We start from the raw sequence: 19,648 nt of genomic DNA, 5'->3' as shown, positions 1-19,648 counted from the left end.
TCCCGAAAGAATATGGCTGGGGTACCTGGATTCGAACCAGGGAATGCCGGTATCAAAAACCGGTGCCTTACCGCTTGGCGATACCCCATCAACATACTGCGCCGACGATGAAGAGAAATGGTGCGGGAGGCGAGACTTGAACTCGCACACCTTGCGGCGCCAGAACCTAAATCTGGTGCGTCTACCAATTTCGCCACTCCCGCAAATACAAAAAAGAGATGGTGGCTACGACGGGATTCGAACCTGTGACCCCATCATTATGAGTGATGTGCTCTAACCAGCTGAGCTACGTAGCCCTCTTTTTTTGCTTTGCCTTCATCGGCGTTGCGGGGCGCATTATGCGTATATGACCGATTTGCGTCAACAAGTTTTTTCCCGAAAAAGCGCCCGGAAGCGCCGTTTGTCTGGGTTGTGAACATTATGGCGATAAAATCGGCAATTCAGGCAGTTGGCGGGGGGAAAAGGCAACAAAAAGGCGGGCCAAAAGGCCCGCCCTGAGGGAAATGCCGCGCAATTATTTATAGGCGGCCTGGTGCACGCCAACGGCGCGGCCGGAAGGATCGTCCATCTTCTTGAACGATTCATCCCACTCGATGGCCTTGGCGGACGAGCAGGCGACGGACGGGCCGCCCGGTACGCATTCGGCGGCGCTCGGCAGCGGGAACAGCTCTTCGAAGATTTCGCGGTACAGGTAGCCTTCTTTCGACGTTGGCGTGTTGTACGGGAAGCGGAAACGCGCGGTTTCGAGCTGTTGATCGCTAATTTGCTGCGCAGCCACCTCTTTTAACGTGTCGATCCAGCTATAGCCGACGCCGTCGGAGAACTGCTCTTTCTGGCGCCAGGCCACGCTGGCGGGCAAATAGGACTCGAAACATTCGCGAACGATGTGTTTTTCCATTTTGCCGTTGCCGCACATTTTATCTTTCGGGTTGATGCGCATCGCCACGTCGAGGAATTTCTTGTCCAGGAACGGCACGCGGGCTTCGACGCCCCAGGCGGACATCGCCTTGTTGGCGCGCGCGCAGTCGAACATGTGCAGCGCCAGCAGTTTGCGCACGGTCTCTTCGTGGAATTCGCGGGCGTCCGGCGCCTTATGGAAGTACAGGTAGCCGCCGAACACTTCGTCCGCGCCTTCGCCGGAAAGCACCATCTTGATGCCCATCGCCTTGATTTTGCGCGACATCAGGTACATCGGCGTCGAGGCGCGAATGGTGGTGACGTCGTAGGTTTCGATGTGATAAATCACGTCGCGGATGGCGTCCAGCCCTTCCTGCACGGTGAAGTGGATCTCATGGTGCACGGTGCCCAGGTGGTTAGCCACCTCTTGCGCGGCGCGCAGATCCGGCGAGCCTTCCAGCCCGACGGCGAAGGAGTGCAGCTGCGGCCACCAGGCCTCGCTGCGTTCCTGATCCTCCACGCGGCGCGCAGCGTACTTCTTGGTGATCGCCGAGATGACCGAGGAATCCAGCCCGCCCGACAGCAGCACGCCGTAGGGTACGTCGGACATCAGGTGGCTTTTCACCGACTCTTCCAGCGCGGTGCGCAGGGCGGCGGCGTCGGTCACGTTGTCCTTGACGCTGTCGTAATCGAACCAGTCGCGGCGATAATATTCGCGGATCTCACCGTCCTGGCTCCACAGGTAGCTGCCGGCCGGGAATTCCTTGATGGTGCGGCACACCGGCACCAGCGCTTTCATTTCCGAGGCAACGTACAGGTTGCCGTGTTCGTCATGGCCCATGTACAGCGGGATGATGCCCAGGTGATCGCGGCCGATCAGGTAGGCGTCTTTTTCAGTGTCATACAGGGCAAAAGCGAACATGCCTTGCAGATCGTCGAGGAAGTCCGGTCCTTTCTCCTGATACAGCGCCAGGATTACTTCACAGTCGGAACCGGTCTGGAACGCATAGCGGTCGCTCAGCTGTTGGCGCAGCGCCTGGTGGTTGTAAATTTCGCCGTTGACCGCCAAAACGTGGGTGTGCGCAGCGTTGTACAGCGGTTGAGCGCCGTTGTTGACGTCGACGATCGACAGGCGTTCGTGGGCCAAAATGGCTTTGTCGCTGGCGTAAACGCCGGACCAATCCGGGCCGCGGTGGCGCATCAGACGTGACAGCTCCAGCGCTTTCTTACGCAGTTCAACGGGATCGGACTTCAGATCGAGCACACCGAAAATAGAACACATACAACTCTCCTAACGGGCTTTTATGACTGTGATGTTGTTTTTACTGTTATGGGCAGCATTGCCGATTTATCAGCGATAACGCGGTTTTGCTGCGCTGTGGTTATGAAAATGCGCCAAAAGCTGCGGAGGATGCAAGCGTTTTAGCCATGCGCTGAGAAATAGTTGTTTGCGTGGCTGAGGTTTTTAACGGATTTTCAGTTATCGGCGTAAAAAATTGTCGATTATGCAATTTTTAGCGTGATGGCGGGATTGCCGGCCAGTTTGACCGGCAATCGATTAGCGATTAGGCGATGAGCTGCCAGAGGGTGAACGCGGCATCCGGCGTCCAGCCGGCATTGGAGGTGTGCGCCTGAATACAGGTGTATTTCTTGCCTTTATAACTCACGACGTCGCCGGCTTTGTAGCTGTGGTTGTTCTGCCATTCGGGCGCGCCCGGATCGGGCGGCGTGCCGTCGTTGGCGGTTTTGACCGCCAGCGCACTGCTCGGCAGGGAGGTATTGCCCAGGGTGTCGGTCGCGGTAACGAAGTAGCTGTACTGGGTTGCCGGCGTCAGACCGCTGTCGGCCAGCGACAGACCGGCGGTTTGGCCGATCGGGTTGCCGTTGCGGTAGACGGTGTAGCTGGCGATCGGTGAGGCGCCGGTGGCGGCGGCCCAGCTCAGTTTCAGCGAGGTGGCGCCCAGCTCGGAGACCGTCAGCGCCGTCGGCGCATTAGGCTTTCCCGGCGGCGGGGTGACGCCGCCCTGAATCAGCGGCGCATAGCGGGTTTTGAACTCCCAATTGTAGGCGACGCCGGCTTTGCTCTTGCCGTTATCCCAGTTGATTGACCAGGTCATTAGGCCCTTGATCGACAGGCTTTTGGCGTCGAGACGCGAGAAAGCGTTATACACCGCCTGTTTGTTGACCACGTAGCCGGTGGCGGCGGCATCGTTGTTGCTCGGCAGGCCGATGACGAATTTCGCCGCCGGGATCTTCGCATAGCCGCGGGTGCCGGTAACCAGGCTTTCCGTCAGGTAGTAGAGGAAGTCCTCTTTCATGGCGTCGTTATTCTGCGTGATCCAGGCATTGAGTTCATCCACCCAAATACCGTCGCCGCCCTGGTTATAATATTGCGGCGCGATAAAGTCGTAATAGCCTTCGAGGGCGTTAATATAATCCAGGTAGGTGCCGTTGGTGCGCAAATACGGGAATTCCGGCGCCATGCTGATAATAAAGTTTTTCCCCTGGGCGGCGTAATGGTCTTTTACTTTTTTCAGCGCCGCAGGCAAGACGGTTTTATTATTGGCGGCGCCGATCGCCGCCTGTTCCAGATCGATATCCAGGCCGTCGAAGCCATAGACTTCCACCAGGCGAATAATCTCGTCTTTCAGCTTGTCTTCGTCGCCGGTTTTCAGCTCGATATGCGCGTCTGCGCCGCCGAGGGAGATCAGCACCGCGCGGCCCTGGCTGTTCAGCACGCCTACCTGGCGGCGAAACTCGGCGTCGGACAGGTTGTAAGGTTTGAAGGTCGGGATGCCCTGGCCTTTCATAAAGGCGACGGCCACCACGTTGTACTCGGCGGGAATGTCGGTCAGGTTCATATTGGTGAACTGGCCTTGCTGATAGCCGTCACTGACGCCGGCGGCCCAGTTGTGCCAGAAACCCATCAGGATCTTTTTATTGGCGATAGACGGCATAATGGCCGCGTCATCGGCGGCGACGGCATTAATAATGTTATTTGTGCTCATGGTAGCCTCATTCATTAGGGGTAAGGGTTTTCCGCTCGCCGGCAATATCAGCTATTGGCGGGGCGTAAAGTTATAATGAGGATTTTTAATGCAGGCAGGCTGAAACCTTTTGCTGCCATGAACGAATTAAATTCAAACTGACGCTGAGGGAGAAGGAAATAATGGCGGCCGGGCGGCCGCCATGGCCGCATCAGAAGATAGTGATATCGGCGACGGAAGGGTAGACATAGCTCGGGCGGAACGGCATGGTTTCGATGTCGCTCAGCGTGGAGACACCGGACAGCACCAGAACGGTTTCCAGGCCGGCCTGGAAGCCCGCCAGGATGTCGGTACGCAGGTTGTCGCCGACGATCACCGTTTCTTCCGAGTGCGCCTGCATTTTGTTCAGTGCGGCGCGAATGATCCACGGGCTGGGCTTGCCGACGTAAAACGGCTTGCGGCCGGTGATCTTCTCGATGGGGGCACACAGTGCGCCGCAGGCCGGCGAGAAGCCGTGGCCGTGGCTATCCGGGTTGGTGGCGATAAAGCGCGCCCCATTGCTCACGAAATAGGCGGCTTTGTGCATCATGTCCCAGTTGTAAGAGCGGGTTTCACCGACGATCACGAAATCCGGGTTGATGTCGGTGATGGTGAAACCGGCTTTGTACAGCTCATGGATAAGGGCGCCTTCACCGACCACGTAGGCCTTTTTGCCTTCCTGCCGGCGCAGGAAATCGGCGGTGGCCATCGCCGAGGTATAGAACGCGCTCTCCGGCACTTCCAGACCGGCGGCGGCGAAGCGGTTCGCCAGATCCTGTGCGGTCTGTGATGGGTAGTTGGTCAGCACCACCAGCGGCATGCCTTGTTCCTGGATGCGCGCCAGGAACAGATCGGCGCCGGGAACCGGCGTATTGTCATGCAGCAGCACGCCGTCGATATCGCATATAACGTTTTTGATTTTCATTTGTCGCTGTTTCTCATGATTACGGCAGGCAAGAGGTGACGATAACACACCTGCCAGAAGCGGCGGATCAGCTTTCCAGCAATCGCTGCAAGAGCACGCCGTTGAGCATCGCGCGTTTGGCCAGGGCGAAAGCGCCGATCGCCGAGCGATGATTGAGTTCGGAGGTCACCACCGGCAGATTTTTGCGGAAGTCCTTCAGTACCTGGGTATTGATGCAGCTCTGGATCGCCGGCAGCAGCACCTTATCCGCTTCGGTGATCTCACCGGCGATCACCACCTTCTGCGGATTGAACAGGTTGATGGCGATGGCCACTGCCTTGCCCAGATAGCGGCCGACGTGTTCGATCACTTCGCTGGCCAGTAGATCGCCACGGTTGGCGGCCTTGCAGATGGCGTTGATGCCGCAGTCTTCCAGCGTCAATTTGCTCGGGTAGCCCTGGCTCAGCAGTTGGCGCACGCGCTGTTCGATCGCCGCGTTGGCGGCCACGGTTTCCAGGCAGCCGAAGTTGCCGCAGTGGCAGCGTTCACCCAGCGGATCGATCTGGATATGGCCGATTTCGCCGACGTTGCCGTTATTACCGAGAAAAATCTGCCCGTTGACGATGATGCCGGCGCCGGTACCGCGGTGCAGGCGCACCAGAATCGAGTCTTCGCAGTCGCGGGTGGCGCCGAAGTAGTGCTCCGCCAGCGCCAGGCTGCGGATGTCGTGGCCGACGAAGCTGGTGACGTTGAAGCGCTGCTGCAGGTTGTCCACCAGTGCCCAGTTGCTGACGCTGATGTGCGGCATGTAGCGCACCACGCCCAGCGCCGGATCCACCAGGCCGGGTAGGATCACCGCGATGGCGATCAGTTCGCGCAGGCGGCGCTGGTTCGCTTCGATGAATTGGGCGATGGCGGCGAACAGCGCATTCTCCAGCGTTTCCTGGGTGCGTTCCGGCAGCGGATAGTGTTCTTCGCTGAGCGATTTACCGCTCATGTCATACAGCGTGATGGTGGCGTCGTGGCGGCCGAGACGCACCGCGACGGTATGGAAATGACGGGTTTCCGACACGATGGAGATCGCGCGGCGGCCGCCGGTGGAGGCTTGCTGATCGACTTCTTTGATCAGCCCGCGCTCCAGCAACTGGCGAGTAATTTTGGTGACGCTGGCGGGAGCAAGCTGGCTGAGTTCGGCAATTTGAATGCGCGAGATCGGGCCCTGCTGGTCGATCAGGCGGTAAACTGCTGCGCCGTTAAGTTGTTTGACTAAGTCAACGTTCCCTATTTGTGCTTGTCCGCCAGTGCTCATCAATAATGTTACTCGCTGTTCATTGAATTAAACCTCGTTACCGTTAACGAGCGTTTTGGTGATCTTGAAATCACGGGTGAAGGCGGTCAGGTTAGCCACCTTGCCGGCTTCGAGGGTGCCCAGACGGTGATCGACGCCAATGGCGCGCGCCGGATACAGCGTCGCCATACGCAGCGCTTCGTCCAGCGCGATGCCGATATGCTCGACGCTGTTTTGCACCGCTTCGATCATGGTCAGCGCGGAACCGCTCAGGGTGCCGTTCTCATCCACGCACAGCCCATCCCGATAGTATATTGTTTTACCGGCGAAAATAAATTGGTCAATATCTGCACCCGCCGGTGCGGTCGCGTCGGTGACCAAGACCAATTTATCACCTTTCAGGCGTTTGGCGTTACGGATACTCGCCCAGGCTACGTGATGGCCGTCGGCGATGATGCCGGTATAGACCTCTGGCGTATCGAAGATCGCCCCCATCAGCCCCGGTTCGCGGCCGGTGATATACGGCATGGCGTTGTACAGGTGGGTGGCGAAGCTGATGCCGGCGGCGAAGCCGGTGCGCGCCTGATCGTAGGTGGCATTCGAGTGGCCGGCGGAGACCACGATGCCGGCCTCGGTCAGTTGTTTAATAACGTGCGGCTCAACCATTTCCGGTGCCAGCGTCACCTTGGTGATCACGTCGGCGTTGGCGCACAGGTAATCGATCATGTCCTGCGTTGGCTTGCGAATGAACGCCGGGTTGTGAGTGCCTTTTTTTACCGGGCTGAGGTACGGCCCCTCCAGGTGCAGGCCCAACGCCTGGTTTTGGTGCTTTTTCAGATAAGCGCGCATCACGTCGACGCTGTGCTTCATGAATTCGTCGCTGCTGGTGATCAGCGTCGGCAGATAGCTGGTGCAGCCGGATTTCTCGTTGGCGCGCTGCATGATCTCCAGCGTTTCTTCCGAGATTGCTTCCAGCGAATCGTTGAACTGGACGCCGCCGCAGCCGTTCAGCTGCACGTCAATAAGCCCGGGGGCCAGGATGGCGCCACCCAGGTCGCGCGTTTCGATGCCGGCGGGCAATTCAGCCACCGGGCAGACTCTCTCGATCAGCCCATCAGCGATAATGACTGCATGGTCATCAAGTACGTCGTGGCCGGTATAGATTCGGCCGTGGGTTAAAGCGAACATCGTAGCCCCCTGCAAAGATTAAAGACTTTTCACGCTTTCCGCTTCTAACTCGCGGAAATATTTGACGGTTTTGACTTTCAGTTCCATGGTGGCCGGTTCGTCGCACACCACCACCGCTTTGGCGTGCAGCTGCAGGCAGCTGATGGTCCACATGTGGTTGATGTTGCCTTCCACTGCGGCTTCCAGCGCCTGTGCCTTGGCATGGCCGGTCACCAGGATCATCACTTCTTCGGCATCCAGCAGCGTGCCCACGCCGACGGTCAACGCATATTTCGGCACCAGGCTGACGTCGCCGCCGAAGAAGCGCGAGTTGGCGATGCGGGTGTCTTCGGTCAGCGTTTTGATGCGGGTGCGCGAAGCCAGGGACGAAGCCGGCTCGTTGAACGCGATATGGCCGTCGATACCCACGCCGCCCATGAACAGGTTAATTTTGCCGTAAGATTTGATCTTCTCTTCGTACTGGCGGCACTCGGCGTCGACATCCGCGGCGTTGCCGTTCAGCAGGTTGATATTTTCACGAGGGATATCAACGTGGTCAAAGAAGTTGCGGTACATGAAGGTGTGGTAGCTTTCCGGGTGTTCCTGCGGCAGGCCAACGTACTCGTCCATGTTGAAAGTCACAACATGCTTAAAGCTTACTTCACCTGCTTTGTGCATCGCAATCAGATGTTTGTAGGCTTCCAGCGGCGTGCCGCCGGTAGGCAGGCCGAGGACAAACGGGCGCTCTGCGGTTGGCTTGAATGCGTTGATGCGTTGAACGATATGACGCGCGGCCCATTTGCCGACTTGTGCGGTATCTTTCAGTGGGATAAGTCTCATCTAACACCTCTTGGGATAAGTAAACTAAAGCTATACTGTACGGGCCTGCGGGAGTCCTAAGCGTAACCCAGCTTTATGATTCTCGCGTGAATCGTCCGTTCGGTTGATTTTTTGAATGATAAAATAAGTTTTGTGTGATGGCCAGCAATCTGGGAGGGAAAGACTACTTTTTGGTGATATTTATCACAAAAAAGGAGGTTTTAATTTGCGATACAAAATAAATTTTTTACACTCGGCATGAGTGATACGTGCCAAGCATTGTTTCTAAAAAGGTAGTGAGAGCTCCAAATAAACTACTAATAGGGTCCGTCCGCGGACAACATAGGGGGAAAAGGTGAACATTCTTAGTTATTTGCAAAAGGTGGGACGGGCGCTGATGGTGCCGGTCGCCACGCTGCCCGCCGCCGCCATCTTGATGGGCGTCGGGTACTGGATTGACCCTGTTGGTTGGGGCGGCGACAACGCTTTCGCTGCCTTATTGATTAAGTCTGGCTCAGCGATTATCGATCATATGGCGGTGTTGTTCGCCGTTGGTGTCGCCTACGGCATGTCCAAAGATAAGGACGGCTCTGCCGCACTGACCGGCTTCGTCGGTTTCCTGGTGCTGACGACCCTCTGTTCACCGGCCGCCGTGTCGATGATTCAGAAGATCCCGCTCGATCAGGTGCCTGCCGCGTTCGGCAAGATTGAGAACCAGTTCGTTGGTATTCTGGTGGGTATCATCTCCGCCGAAGTGTACAACCGCTTCAGCGGCGTCGAGCTGCCTAAGGCGCTGTCGTTCTTCAGCGGCCGCCGTTTGGTGCCGATCCTCATTTCCTTCCTGATGATCCTGGTCGCTTACATCCTGATGTTCGTCTGGCCCGTCGTGTTCGGCGCTCTGGTGAGCTTCGGCGAACACATCCAAAAATTGGGCTCCGTCGGCGCGGGTATCTATGCCTTCTTCAACCGCCTGCTGATCCCGGTCGGCTTGCACCACGCGCTGAACTCGGTGTTCTGGTTCGACGTGGCCGGCATCAACGATATCCCTAACTTCCTCGGCGGCCAGCAGTCGATTGACGCGGGTAAAGCGGTTGTTGGCATCACCGGCCGTTATCAGGCGGGCTTCTTCCCGATCATGATGTTCGGTCTGCCGGGCGCGGCGCTGGCCATCTATCACTGCGCGCGTCCTGAGAATAAGGCGAAGGTGCTGGGGATCATGATGGCAGGGGCATTCGCTGCCTTCTTTACCGGCATCACCGAACCGCTGGAGTTCTCCTTCATGTTCGTGGCACCGGTGCTGTACGTGATCCACGCCGTACTGACCGGTATCTCGGTGTTCATCGCCGCTAACATGCATTGGATTTCAGGCTTCGGTTTCAGCGCCGGCCTGGTGGATATGATGCTGTGGGTGCGTAACCCGCTGGCGACCCACTGGTACATGCTGATCCCGCAGGGCCTGGTGTTCTTCGTTATCTACTATGTGGTGTTCCGCTTCACCATCAACAAGTTCAACCTGATGACCCCGGGCCGCGAGCTGGCGGTTGCCGGTGACGAAACCGACGGTTATGACGTCAACGTCAACAGCAGCGCCGGTAAAGACGAGAACGAAACCACCACGCTGGCCCGTCGCTACGTCGGCGCGATCGGCGGCTCCGACAACCTGACCGGCATCGACGCCTGCATCACCCGCCTGCGTTTGAACGTGAAGGACTCTGCGCTGGTGAACGACGCATTGGCGAAACGCCTTGGTGCGTCGGGCGTTATTCGTCTGAACAAGCAGAGCGTACAAGTGATCGTCGGCACCCGTGCCGAGCTGATTGCCAGCGCAATGCGCAACGTAATTGCGGCCGGCCCGGTAGCGGCTGCGGCGGCTCCGGCGGCGGCCCCTGCCGCGGAAGTCAAACCGCAGGCGGTGCCGAACGCACCGAAAGTCGCGTTTGAAACGCTGGTGGCGCCGGTGACGGGTGAAGTCGTGGCGCTCGATCAGGTGCCGGACGAAGCTTTCGCCAGCAAGGCGGTCGGTGACGGCCTGGCGATTCGCCCGACCGACAAGATCGTGGTGGCGCCGGCGGATGGCACCGTGGTGAAAATCTTCAATACCAACCACGCGTTCTGCCTGGAAACCGACAAGGGCGCTGAGGTCGTGGTACACATGGGGATCGACACCGTCGCGCTGGAAGGCCAGGGCTTCAAACGCCTGGTGGAAGAGGGCGCGGAAGTGAAAGCCGGTCAACCGATTCTGGAACTGGATCTGGATTACCTGAACGCTAACGCGCGCTCGATGATAAGCCCGGTGGTGGTCAGCAACGCTGACGACTACGCCGGCCTGGCGGCGCTGGCCAGCGGCTCGGTGGTCGCCGGTCAGACCAAGCTGTACGAGATCCAAAAGTAAGGCCGTTTTTACCTGAGTAGTATCCGGGGCCGGTCACGCATCATGGCGGAGTTTGCCCCGACTTGGCGGGAAGAGAGCGATCTCTTCCCGCTTTTTTTATTCCGTTTCGCCCCATGGCGGTGCGCTGCGCGCCGATGGTGCAACGCGCCGCATTTTTCGTGAAACAAACGGTTGTTTCCAGACGTGGCTTGTTGGATCATAGGCGGTTATGTGTAGCGCTTTGCATTGAGGAACAGTGAAATGAGTGAGGCTGAAGCCCGCCCAACCAATTTTATCCGTCAGATCGTCGATGAAGATCTGGCGTCGGGGAAACACACGTCGGTACATACCCGCTTCCCGCCGGAGCCTAACGGCTATCTGCATATCGGCCACGCCAAGTCCATCTGCCTGAACTTCGGCATCGCCAAGGACTATCAGGGCCAGTGCAACCTGCGTTTCGATGATACCAACCCGGTGAAAGAAGACATCGAGTTCGTGGAGTCAATCAAGCACGACGTGGAGTGGCTGGGCTTTGAGTGGAGCGGCAACGTTCGTTACTCCTCAGACTATTTCGATCAGCTGCATCAGTATGCGGTTGAGCTGATCTCCAAGGGCCTGGCCTACGTCGATGAGCTGTCGCCGGAGCAGATCCGTGAATATCGCGGCACGCTGACCGCGCCGGGCAAAGACAGCCCGTACCGCGATCGCAGCGTGGAAGAGAACCTGGCGCTGTTCGAGAAGATGCGCAACGGTGAGTTTGCCGAAGGCGCCGCCTGCCTGCGCGCCAAGATCGATATGGCTTCGCCGTTTATCGTGATGCGCGATCCGGTGCTGTACCGCATCAAGTTCGCCGAACACCACCAGACCGGCAATAAATGGTGCATCTATCCGATGTACGATTTCACCCACTGCATTTCCGATGCGCTGGAAGGGATCACCCACTCGCTGTGTACTCTGGAATTCCAGGATAACCGCCGTCTGTATGACTGGGTGCTGGATAACATCACCATTCCTTGCCACCCGCGTCAGTACGAGTTTTCGCGCCTCAACCTCGAATACGCCATCATGTCGAAGCGCAAGCTGCACCAGTTGGTGGCCGAGAAGATCGTTGAGGGCTGGGACGATCCGCGTATGCCGACCGTTTCCGGTCTGCGCCGTCGCGGTTATACCGCCGCCTCTATCCGCGAGTTTTGCCTGCGCATCGGCGTGACCAAGCAAGACAACAACGTCGAGATGGTGGCGCTGGAATCCTGCATCCGTGACGATCTGAACGAGAACGCCCCGCGCGCCATGGCGGTGCTGGATCCGGTGAAAATCGTCATCGAGAACATGGGCGATGCGGTGGAAATGGTCACCATGCCTAACCACCCGAACAAACCGGAAATGGGCAGCCGCGATGTGCCGTTCAGCCGCGAAATCTATATCGATCGCGCCGACTTCCGCGAGGAAGCCAACAAGCAGTACAAGCGTCTGGTGCTGGGCAAAGAAGTGCGTCTGCGCAATGCGTACGTGATCAAGGCCGAGCGCGTCGAGAAGGACGAAGCGGGCGAGATCACCACCATCTTCTGCAGCTACGATGCGGAAACGCTGAGCAAAGATCCTGCCGACGGCCGCAAGGTGAAGGGCGTGATCCACTGGGTGTCTGCGGCGCACGCGCTGCCGGCGGAAATTCGCCTGTACGATCGCCTGTTCAGCGTGCCTAACCCGGGCGCGGCGGAGGACTTCCTCTCCACCATCAACCCGGAATCGCTGGTGATCAAGCACGGCTTCGTTGAGCCGAGCCTGGCGGCCGCACAGCCGGAGAAAGCCTACCAGTTCGAGCGTGAAGGCTACTTCTGCGCCGACAACCGTTACTCGTCGGCCGAGCATCTGGTGTTTAACCGCACTGTCGGCCTGCGTGACACCTGGGCGAAAATCGAAGGCTAATCTTATTCGCCTCGAAAATTAATGAATCAGCGCGGCTTAGGCCGCGCTTTTTTATACCTGCGATTTAGCGAATAATCTATTCCTCTCACATTTATCTGGGCTGCGTTTAATTAATCGCAGCGCGTGAGGCCATAAGTTTTCTGATATTGGCCTTACTAATCTTAATTTTCATTTATATATTCGTGATGCGAATTAATTTCATTTAGAGAGCGCTCTCAATTTTTATCGTCTGCCTGACGAATTTAGTCAGGCTGAAACCATTAATCGTCTCTGGTTGACCTTGTATCTCAATTTATTCTGATTTAATTGAATTTTTTATTCGACACCTTCCATGATCGCCGGCGTAACAAAATATCACTGATATGTGCTCCTTGTCATACTTTGACAAATCTTCCGCATTTTTCATTTGATAATTCGCGTCGCGAAAAATAGTCTGTCTGTAGCAATTAGTGCTGTGGGAATAACATCTCGTCGGCAATATTTTTTACCCGTTCGGGTTTTTTATTGGCAGTCGTGCAGGGCAGTGGTGAACACAGGCGGCTGCAACTTTTAAGTTAAGTCAAAGAGGAATTTCACTATGGGTACGCACGGTGCTCAGCGTAAAACGCTGGCGCTCGCAGTCGCGGGCGCGCTGTTGGGAACAGGGTTTGCCATGGCGCCTGAGGCGAAAGCCGCAGGGTTTATCGATGATTCCACGCTGACCGGCGGTATTTATTACTGGCAACGTGAGCGCGACCGTAAAGATCTCAATCCGGACAGCAAGGATTACAACCAATACACCACCAACCTGTCGCACTCCACCGCCAACCTGAGCCTGGATTTCGCGTCGGGCTACGCCTGGGACATGTTCGGTCTGGACGTCGGCGCCTTTACCGCCATCGAGCTGGCGGAATCCAGCGCCAGCGGCCACCCGAACGAGATCGCGTTCTCCTCTAAAAACCGTACCTACGACGAAGACTATTCCGGTGACAAAGGCGGCGTGAGCCTGTACAAAGCCGCCGCCAAATTCAAATACGGCCCGGTCTGGGCGCGCGCAGGCTATATTCAGCCGAGCGGCCAAACCCTGCTGGCGCCGCACTGGAGCTTTATGCCGGGCACCTATCAGGGGGCTGAAGCCGGCGCCAAGTTCGATTACGGCGATGCTGGCGCGTTGAGCTTCTCCTACATGTGGGCCGACAAATACAAGGCGCCGTGGCATATCGAGGTGGATGACTTCCGCCAGAACGATAAGAAAACCCGTGTCTCCTACCTGCACTCGCTGGGCGCCAAGTACGATTTCAAAAACGATTTGGTGCTGGAAGCTGCCTTCGGCCAGGCACAGGGGTATGTGAATCAATACTTCACCAAGGCGTCTTACAAATTCGATCTGCTGGGCAACCCGCTGACCACCAGTTACCAGTTCTACGGTGCGGAAGACCGCATCAGCGACAAGAACGATCCGAACAGCATCTACGACGGTCTGGCCTGGCTGCAGGCGCTGACCTTCGGTTACACCACCGGGCAGTTCAACTGGCGTCTGGAAGGCACCATGGTCAAGGCGGAAGGCAACCAGGGCTTCTTCCTGCAGCGCATGACCCCGACCTACGCTTCGTCCAACGGTCGTTTGGACGTGTGGTGGGATAACCGCTCCGACTTTAACGCCAACGGCGAGAAAGCGGTGTACGCCGGCGTGATGTATGACCTCAGCAACTGGAACCTGCCGGGCATGGCGGTCGGCGGCTCCTACGTTTACGCCTGGGACGCCAAGCCGAGCACCAACCCGATCTACGATCAGAGCCAGCGCCTGAAAGAGAGCGCCTGGAGCCTGGACGCGATGTATACCATCCAGGAAGGGCGCGCCAAGGGCACCCTGATCAAACTGCACTACACCCAGTATGACAACCACACCAACATCCCGAGCTGGGGCGGCGGTTACGGCAACATCTTCCAGGACGAGAAAGACGTCAAGTTCATGGTCATCGCGCCATTCACCATCTTCTGATGCGTTCCCCGGCCTCGCCGCCGGGGCAGTTAAGGGAATTCAACGATGAAAAAAATCATGCTGATGTTGGCGGCCGCTGCGGCCCTGAGCGCCTGCGCGCAACCCACCGCGCCGCCGGAAGACGCCAAGTTGAAGCAGGCTTACAGCGCCTGCATCAACACTGCCGAAGGCTCGCCGGAGCGTCTGCAGCCCTGTAAGGCGGTGCTGAACGTGCTGAAACAAGAGAAGCAGCACCAGCAGTTCGCCGCGCAGGAAACGGTGCGGGTGATGGATTATCAGAACTGCATTATGGCGGTGCACAGCGGTAACGGTCAGGCTTACGACGCCAAGTGCGGCAAGCTGTGGCAAGAAATTCGCGATAACAATAATTAAGAAGGATAAGAAGATGAACGCATTCAAACTGAGCGCGCTTGCCGCCTTGACGGCAACGATGGGATTCCTGGGCGGCATGGGGAGCGCCATGGCCGATCAACAGCTGGTGGATCAGCTTAGCCAGCTGAAGCTGAACGTGAAAATGCTGGATAACCGCGCCGGCGAAAACGGCGTGGATTGCGCGGCGCTGGGCGCTGACTGGGCCTCTTGCAACCGGGTGTTGTTCACCCTCAGCAACGACGGCCAGGCGATCGACGGCAAAGACTGGGTCATCTATTTCCACAGCCCGCGCCAGACCCTGCGGGTAGACAACGACCAGTTCAAGATCGCTCACCTCACCGGCGATCTGTACAAGCTGGAGCCGACCGCCAAATTCAGCGGCTTCCCGGCCGGTAAGGCGGTGGAAATCCCGGTGGTCGCCGAATATTGGCAGCTGTTCAGAAACGACTTCCTGCCGCGCTGGTATGCCACCTCCGGCGACGCTAAGCCGAAAATGCTGGCGAATACCGACACCGAAAACCTGGATCAGTTTGTGGCGCCGTTCACCGGCGATCAGTGGAAGCGCACCAAGGACGACAAAAACATTCTGATGACGCCGACCTCGCGTTTTGTCAGCAACGCCGATCTGCAGACGCTGCCTGCCGGCGCGCTGCGCGGCCAGATCGTGCCGACGCCGATGCAGGTGAAGGTCCACGCGCAGGACGCCGATCTGCGCAAAGGGGTATCGCCGGATCTGAGCACGCTGGTCATGCCGGCGGCGGACGTCGTCAACCAGCGCTTCGCGCTGTTGGGCGTGCCGGTTCAGGCCAACGGCTATCCGATCAAGACCGACATCCAGCCGGGCAAATTTAAAGGCGCGATGGCGGTGCCGGGCGCCTATGAGCTAAAAATTGGCAAGAAAGAGGCGCGGGTGATCGGTTTCGATCAGGCCGGGGTGTTCTACGGGCTGCAGTCTATCCTGTCGTTAGTGCCGAGCGACGGCAGCGGCAAGATCGCTACGCTCGACGCCAGCGACGCGCCGCGCTTCCAGTATCGCGGCATTTTCCTCGACGTGGCGCGTAACTTCCATAAGAAGGATGCGGTGCTGCGCCTGTTGGATCAGATGGCGGCCTACAAGCTCAACAAATTCCACTTCCACCTGAGCGATGACGAAGGTTGGCGTATTGAGATCCCCGGTTTGCCGGAGCTGACGGAAGTCGGCGGCCAGCGCTGCCACGATCTGAGCGAAACCACCTGCCTATTGCCGCAGTACGGCCAGGGGCCGGACGTCTACGGCGGCTTCTTCAGCCGTCAGGACTATATCGACATCATCAAATATGCCCAGGCGCGCCAGATTGAGGTGATCCCGGAGATCGACATGCCGGCACACGCCCGCGCGGCGGTGGTCTCGATGGAAGCGCGCTACAAGAAACTGCATGCCGCCGGCAAAGAGCAGGAGGCCAACGAGTTCCGCCTGGTGGATCCGACCGATACCTCTAACACCACCTCCGTGCAATTCTTTAACCGCCAGAGCTACCTGAACCCGTGTCTGGATTCTTCCCAGCGCTTTGTCGACAAGGTGATTGGCGAGATTGCCCAGATGCATAAAGAAGCCGGCCAGCCGCTCAAGACCTGGCACTTCGGTGGCGACGAAGCGAAAAACATTCGCCTGGGCGCCGGCTATACCGACAAGGCGAAACCGGAGCCGGGCAAAGGCATCATCGACCAGAGCAACGAAGACAAGCCGTGGGCCAAGTCGCAGGTCTGCCAGACGATGATCAAAGAGGGAAAGGTGGCCGACATGGAGCACCTGCCGAGCTACTTTGGTCAAGAGGTCAGCAAGTTGGTGAAAGCGCACGGCATCGACAGAATGCAGGCCTGGCAAGACGGCCTGAAAGACGCCGAGAGTTCGAAGGCGTTCGCCACCTCGCGCGTGGGCGTCAACTTCTGGGACACCCTGTACTGGGGCGGTTTCGACAGTGTCAACGACTGGGCCAATAAAGGGTATGAAGTGGTGGTCTCCAACCCGGACTACGTCTATATGGACTTCCCTTACGAGGTGAACCCGGACGAGCGCGGTTACTACTGGGGTACCCGCTTCAGCGACGAACGCAAGGTGTTCAGCTTCGCGCCGGACAACATGCCGCAGAACGCGGAAACCTCGGTTGACCGAGACGGCAACCACTTCAACGCCAAGAGCGACAAGCCGTGGCCGGGCGCCTACGGGCTGTCCGCTCAGCTGTGGAGCGAAACCCAGCGCACCGACCCGCAGATGGAATACATGATCTTCCCACGCGCGCTCTCGGTGGCAGAACGTGCCTGGCACCGCGCCGGTTGGGAGCAGGACTATCGCGCCGGCCGCGAATACAAAGGCGGGGAAACCCACTTTGTCGATACCAAGACGCTGGAGAAAGACTGGCTGCGCTTTGCCAATATCCTGGGCCAGCGTGAACTGGCCAAGCTGGACAAGGGCGGCGTCGCTTACCGTCTGCCGGTGCCGGGCGCACGCGTAGCGGGCGGCAAGCTGGAGGCGAATATCGCGCTGCCGGGGTTGGGCATCGAGTACTCCACCGACGGTGGCAAGCAGTGGCAGCGCTATGATGCCAAGGCCAAGCCGGCGATCTCCGGTGAAGTGCAGGTGCGTTCGGTCAGCCCGGACGGCAAACGCTACAGCCGCGCCGAGAAGGTCTAAGCCCGGTGCAACGGCCCGCTGCCCTAGCGGCGGCCGTATAACGAAGGGGGAATGCGTTCGCCCACGCGTGTCGGCGTAGGGCGGACGTTGTAGTGAGAGTAGTACGTGGAGTCGCTGTGCCGCTGCAATTGTGATATTTCATGACATGATTTTCCCCCGGCTTGTCCGGGGATTTTTTTGTCTGCTGTACGGCGGGCATAAAAAAACCGCCTCGATGTGAGGCGGTTTTTCATAGCCGGTCAGGGCTTACTTCTTGTCGTGCAGCGTTTCGTCTTCGCGGCAGTCACCGGTTTCACAGTGGCCGTACAGGTACAGGCTGTGGTTGGTGAGCTTGATACCGTGCTGCTTGGCGATATCACGCTGGCGCACTTCGATGGATTCGTCGCTGAATTCGATCACTTTGCCGCAGTCCAGGCAAATCAGGTGATCGTGGTGATGCTGTTGGGTCAGCTCGAACACGGACTTGCCGCCTTCGAAATTGTGACGTGTCACAATGCCCGCATCGTCAAACTGATTCAGTACGCGATAAACCGTTGCCAGCCCGATCTCTTCGCCCATATCAATCAGTTTTTTGTACAAATCTTCCGCACTGACGTGATGGCATTCCGGATTTTGCAGTACTTCCAGGATTTTGAGTCGCGGAAGCGTGACTTTTAAGCCGGCCTTCTTCAATGCGATGTTGTTGTCGGTCATGCGAATTCAGTCCTGTTACTATGCTAATCAAGTTGAGGCGTACTCGCCTGTGGCATCGGTCGGCACAAAGAGTTAATGCGTCTCATTATAGAACCGGTTGTACTAAATGGAAACCGCCGGTTGTTAACAAAGATATAATTGCACTATTGCATGTTTTGCATGCAACGCCTTGATGGATGGGATAAACCGATATCTCAGTCTACCGTGACGGGGTGGGAAGTTACAAATCTGTAGCTTCTATCGCAGCAATCCCTGTTGCCGATGACGGCCCTGTCGGCACACTATGCACTTTACAGGGCCTTTGTTCAACCTTTCGCCAGTGCCGGGGTTTAGCCGACGATATCGGCCAGGCTCAGCTCTTCGACAATCTGTTTGACCCAAGCGTCCACGCGCTCGTTGGTCAGCTCCGGCTGACGGTCTTCGTCGATCGCCAGACCGATGAAGTGATCGTCGTCCGCCAGGCCTTTGGAGGCCTCGAAGTGGTAGCCTTTGGTCGGCCAGTGGCCCACGATGGCTGCGCCGCGCGGTTCGATGATGTCGCGGATGGTGCCCATCGCGTCACAGAAGTATTCCGCGTAGTCTTCCTGGTCGCCGCAGCCGAACAGCGCCACCAGTTTGCCGTTGAAGTCGACTTCTTCCAGCGTCGGGAAGAAATCATCCCAGTCACACTGCGCTTCACCGTAGTACCAGGTCGGGATACCCAGCAGCAGGATATCGAACCCTTCCAGGTCTTCTTTGCTGCTTTTAGCGATGTCATGCACTTCAGAGACGTCGTCGCCAAACTGTTTCTGGAGAATTTTCTGGATCATTTTGGCAATGTTTTCGGTATTGCCAGTGTCGCTGCCAAAGAAAATGCCTACAGTAGCCATATCGCGTATAACCTTTAAATTCAAGTAATTGCATTACTCGATGCCAGCACTGCCGCCGCTGACGCCGATTAAAATGATGCCATGGCAAGAGCCTTTCGCCTCCGGGGCGGGCGCCGACAGGCGCAGTCTCTTACCGGTAAATGCGTATCATGCCAGAAAGTGGCGCCGGGGTTTTATCGCATTTATGCGATGCCGGAGAATGAAGAAAAGCGGGGTCGATCCGGCGTTGTCCTTAACGCCGCGCCGCGCGTGCGGCCGAAGAGATCAATGTTCCGGCTGTTCTTCCGCCAGTTGTGCCAACAGCATCTGCTCGATGAGTTCGCTGCGGCTGATGTTGCGCTGTTCCGCCAGTTTGTTCAGGGCATCCACCGCGTCCGCGTTGATTTTCAGCTCTACGCGTCGCAATCCACGCACTTTATCGCGCCGTAACTGATTGCGCTTATTGATTCTAAGCTGTTCATCGCGGGAAAGCGGGTTGGTTTTCGGGCGCCCCGGACGGCGTTCATCTGCGAACAGATCCAGCGTCGTGCGATCCGTTTGTTCTTTTGCCATAGGTAGCGGTACTGCAAGGGAGTTTGCATCAAAAAGCGCTCGCACGCTTCCGGAGGCATCGGTTAACACACTTCGGGCCAATAAACCCTAACCCAAATTCACCCCCGAACCG

Annotated in this window: 14 protein-coding genes and 3 tRNA genes; 5 read left to right on the top strand and 12 right to left on the bottom strand. The window is 57.7% G+C overall.

The genetic code is table 11. The features are described 5' to 3' along the window. Positions 1 to 13: 13 nt before the first annotated feature. From ACJ8HA_RS11885 to nagB, 9 genes are all read right to left on the bottom strand, one after another. Positions 14 to 88 (bottom strand) — tRNA-Gln (locus ACJ8HA_RS11885). Between the two features lie 30 nt (positions 89 to 118). Continuing rightward, positions 119 to 203 (bottom strand) — tRNA-Leu (locus ACJ8HA_RS11880). A gap of 16 nt (positions 204 to 219) precedes the next feature. Beyond that, positions 220 to 296 (bottom strand) — tRNA-Met (locus ACJ8HA_RS11875). Between the two features lie 218 nt (positions 297 to 514). Continuing rightward, on the bottom strand, positions 515 to 2,179 hold the full coding sequence (gene asnB / locus ACJ8HA_RS11870) for an asparagine synthase B (RefSeq protein ID WP_004939961.1): 1,665 nt from the start codon (positions 2,177 to 2,179) through the stop codon (positions 515 to 517). 283 nt (positions 2,180 to 2,462) lie between these two features. Beyond that, entirely contained in the window at positions 2,463 to 3,905 is a 1,443-nt protein-coding gene (locus ACJ8HA_RS11865) for a carbohydrate-binding protein (protein WP_049295166.1), read from the bottom strand. 190 nt (positions 3,906 to 4,095) lie between these two features. Further along, positions 4,096 to 4,848, bottom strand: coding sequence for an HAD-IIA family hydrolase (locus ACJ8HA_RS11860; protein ID WP_004939957.1), 753 nt, complete (start codon positions 4,846 to 4,848; stop codon positions 4,096 to 4,098). A gap of 67 nt (positions 4,849 to 4,915) precedes the next feature. Beyond that, positions 4,916 to 6,136 (bottom strand): DNA-binding transcriptional regulator NagC, encoded by a 1,221-nt coding sequence (gene nagC, locus ACJ8HA_RS11855; RefSeq protein ID WP_004939956.1) that lies wholly within the window; start codon positions 6,134 to 6,136, stop codon positions 4,916 to 4,918. 27 nt (positions 6,137 to 6,163) lie between these two features. Next, positions 6,164 to 7,303, bottom strand: a complete 1,140-nt coding sequence (nagA, locus tag ACJ8HA_RS11850; protein WP_025301856.1) for an N-acetylglucosamine-6-phosphate deacetylase — start codon at positions 7,301 to 7,303, stop codon at positions 6,164 to 6,166. Between the two features lie 18 nt (positions 7,304 to 7,321). Further along, positions 7,322 to 8,122 (bottom strand): glucosamine-6-phosphate deaminase, encoded by an 801-nt coding sequence (gene nagB, locus ACJ8HA_RS11845; protein ID WP_004939952.1) that lies wholly within the window; start codon positions 8,120 to 8,122, stop codon positions 7,322 to 7,324. A gap of 334 nt (positions 8,123 to 8,456) precedes the next feature. Here nagB and nagE point away from each other — a divergent pair, with 334 nt between their 5' ends. The 5 genes from nagE (at position 8,457) to ACJ8HA_RS11820 (ending at position 17,422) form a co-directional block, all read left to right on the top strand. Next, complete coding sequence (gene nagE / locus ACJ8HA_RS11840; RefSeq protein ID WP_025301857.1) at positions 8,457 to 10,493, top strand: N-acetylglucosamine-specific PTS transporter subunit IIBC; 2,037 nt, start codon at positions 8,457 to 8,459, stop codon at positions 10,491 to 10,493. Positions 10,494 to 10,733: 240 nt separating this feature from the next. Beyond that, positions 10,734 to 12,398, top strand: coding sequence for a glutamine--tRNA ligase (gene glnS, locus ACJ8HA_RS11835; RefSeq protein ID WP_025301858.1), 1,665 nt, complete (start codon positions 10,734 to 10,736; stop codon positions 12,396 to 12,398). 577 nt (positions 12,399 to 12,975) lie between these two features. Beyond that, complete coding sequence (gene chiP / locus ACJ8HA_RS11830; RefSeq protein ID WP_025301859.1) at positions 12,976 to 14,379, top strand: chitoporin ChiP; 1,404 nt, start codon at positions 12,976 to 12,978, stop codon at positions 14,377 to 14,379. 45 nt (positions 14,380 to 14,424) lie between these two features. Next, complete coding sequence (gene chiQ, locus ACJ8HA_RS11825) at positions 14,425 to 14,751, top strand: ChiQ/YbfN family lipoprotein (RefSeq protein WP_025301860.1); 327 nt, start codon at positions 14,425 to 14,427, stop codon at positions 14,749 to 14,751. 13 nt (positions 14,752 to 14,764) lie between these two features. Then, complete coding sequence (locus ACJ8HA_RS11820) at positions 14,765 to 17,422, top strand: beta-N-acetylhexosaminidase (protein ID WP_164099552.1); 2,658 nt, start codon at positions 14,765 to 14,767, stop codon at positions 17,420 to 17,422. Between the two features lie 246 nt (positions 17,423 to 17,668). On the opposite strand, the gene fur is transcribed toward ACJ8HA_RS11820, so the two are convergent. The 3 genes from fur to ybfE form a co-directional block, all read right to left on the bottom strand. After that, complete coding sequence (gene fur / locus ACJ8HA_RS11815; protein WP_019454058.1) at positions 17,669 to 18,115, bottom strand: ferric iron uptake transcriptional regulator; 447 nt, start codon at positions 18,113 to 18,115, stop codon at positions 17,669 to 17,671. 329 nt (positions 18,116 to 18,444) lie between these two features. Further along, positions 18,445 to 18,984, bottom strand: a complete 540-nt coding sequence (fldA, locus tag ACJ8HA_RS11810) for a flavodoxin FldA (RefSeq protein ID WP_025301862.1) — start codon at positions 18,982 to 18,984, stop codon at positions 18,445 to 18,447. Positions 18,985 to 19,248: 264 nt separating this feature from the next. After that, a complete protein-coding gene (gene ybfE, locus ACJ8HA_RS11805) occupies positions 19,249 to 19,536 on the bottom strand; it encodes a LexA regulated protein (protein WP_004939936.1) in 288 nt (95 codons plus the stop codon). Positions 19,537 to 19,648 lie beyond the last annotated feature (112 nt).

It is taken from the genome of Serratia sp. CY33802 (assembly GCF_052169095.1).
Classification (GTDB): domain Bacteria; phylum Pseudomonadota; class Gammaproteobacteria; order Enterobacterales; family Enterobacteriaceae; genus Serratia; species Serratia bockelmannii.
This window is presented reverse-complemented; position numbering and strand designations above follow the sequence as displayed.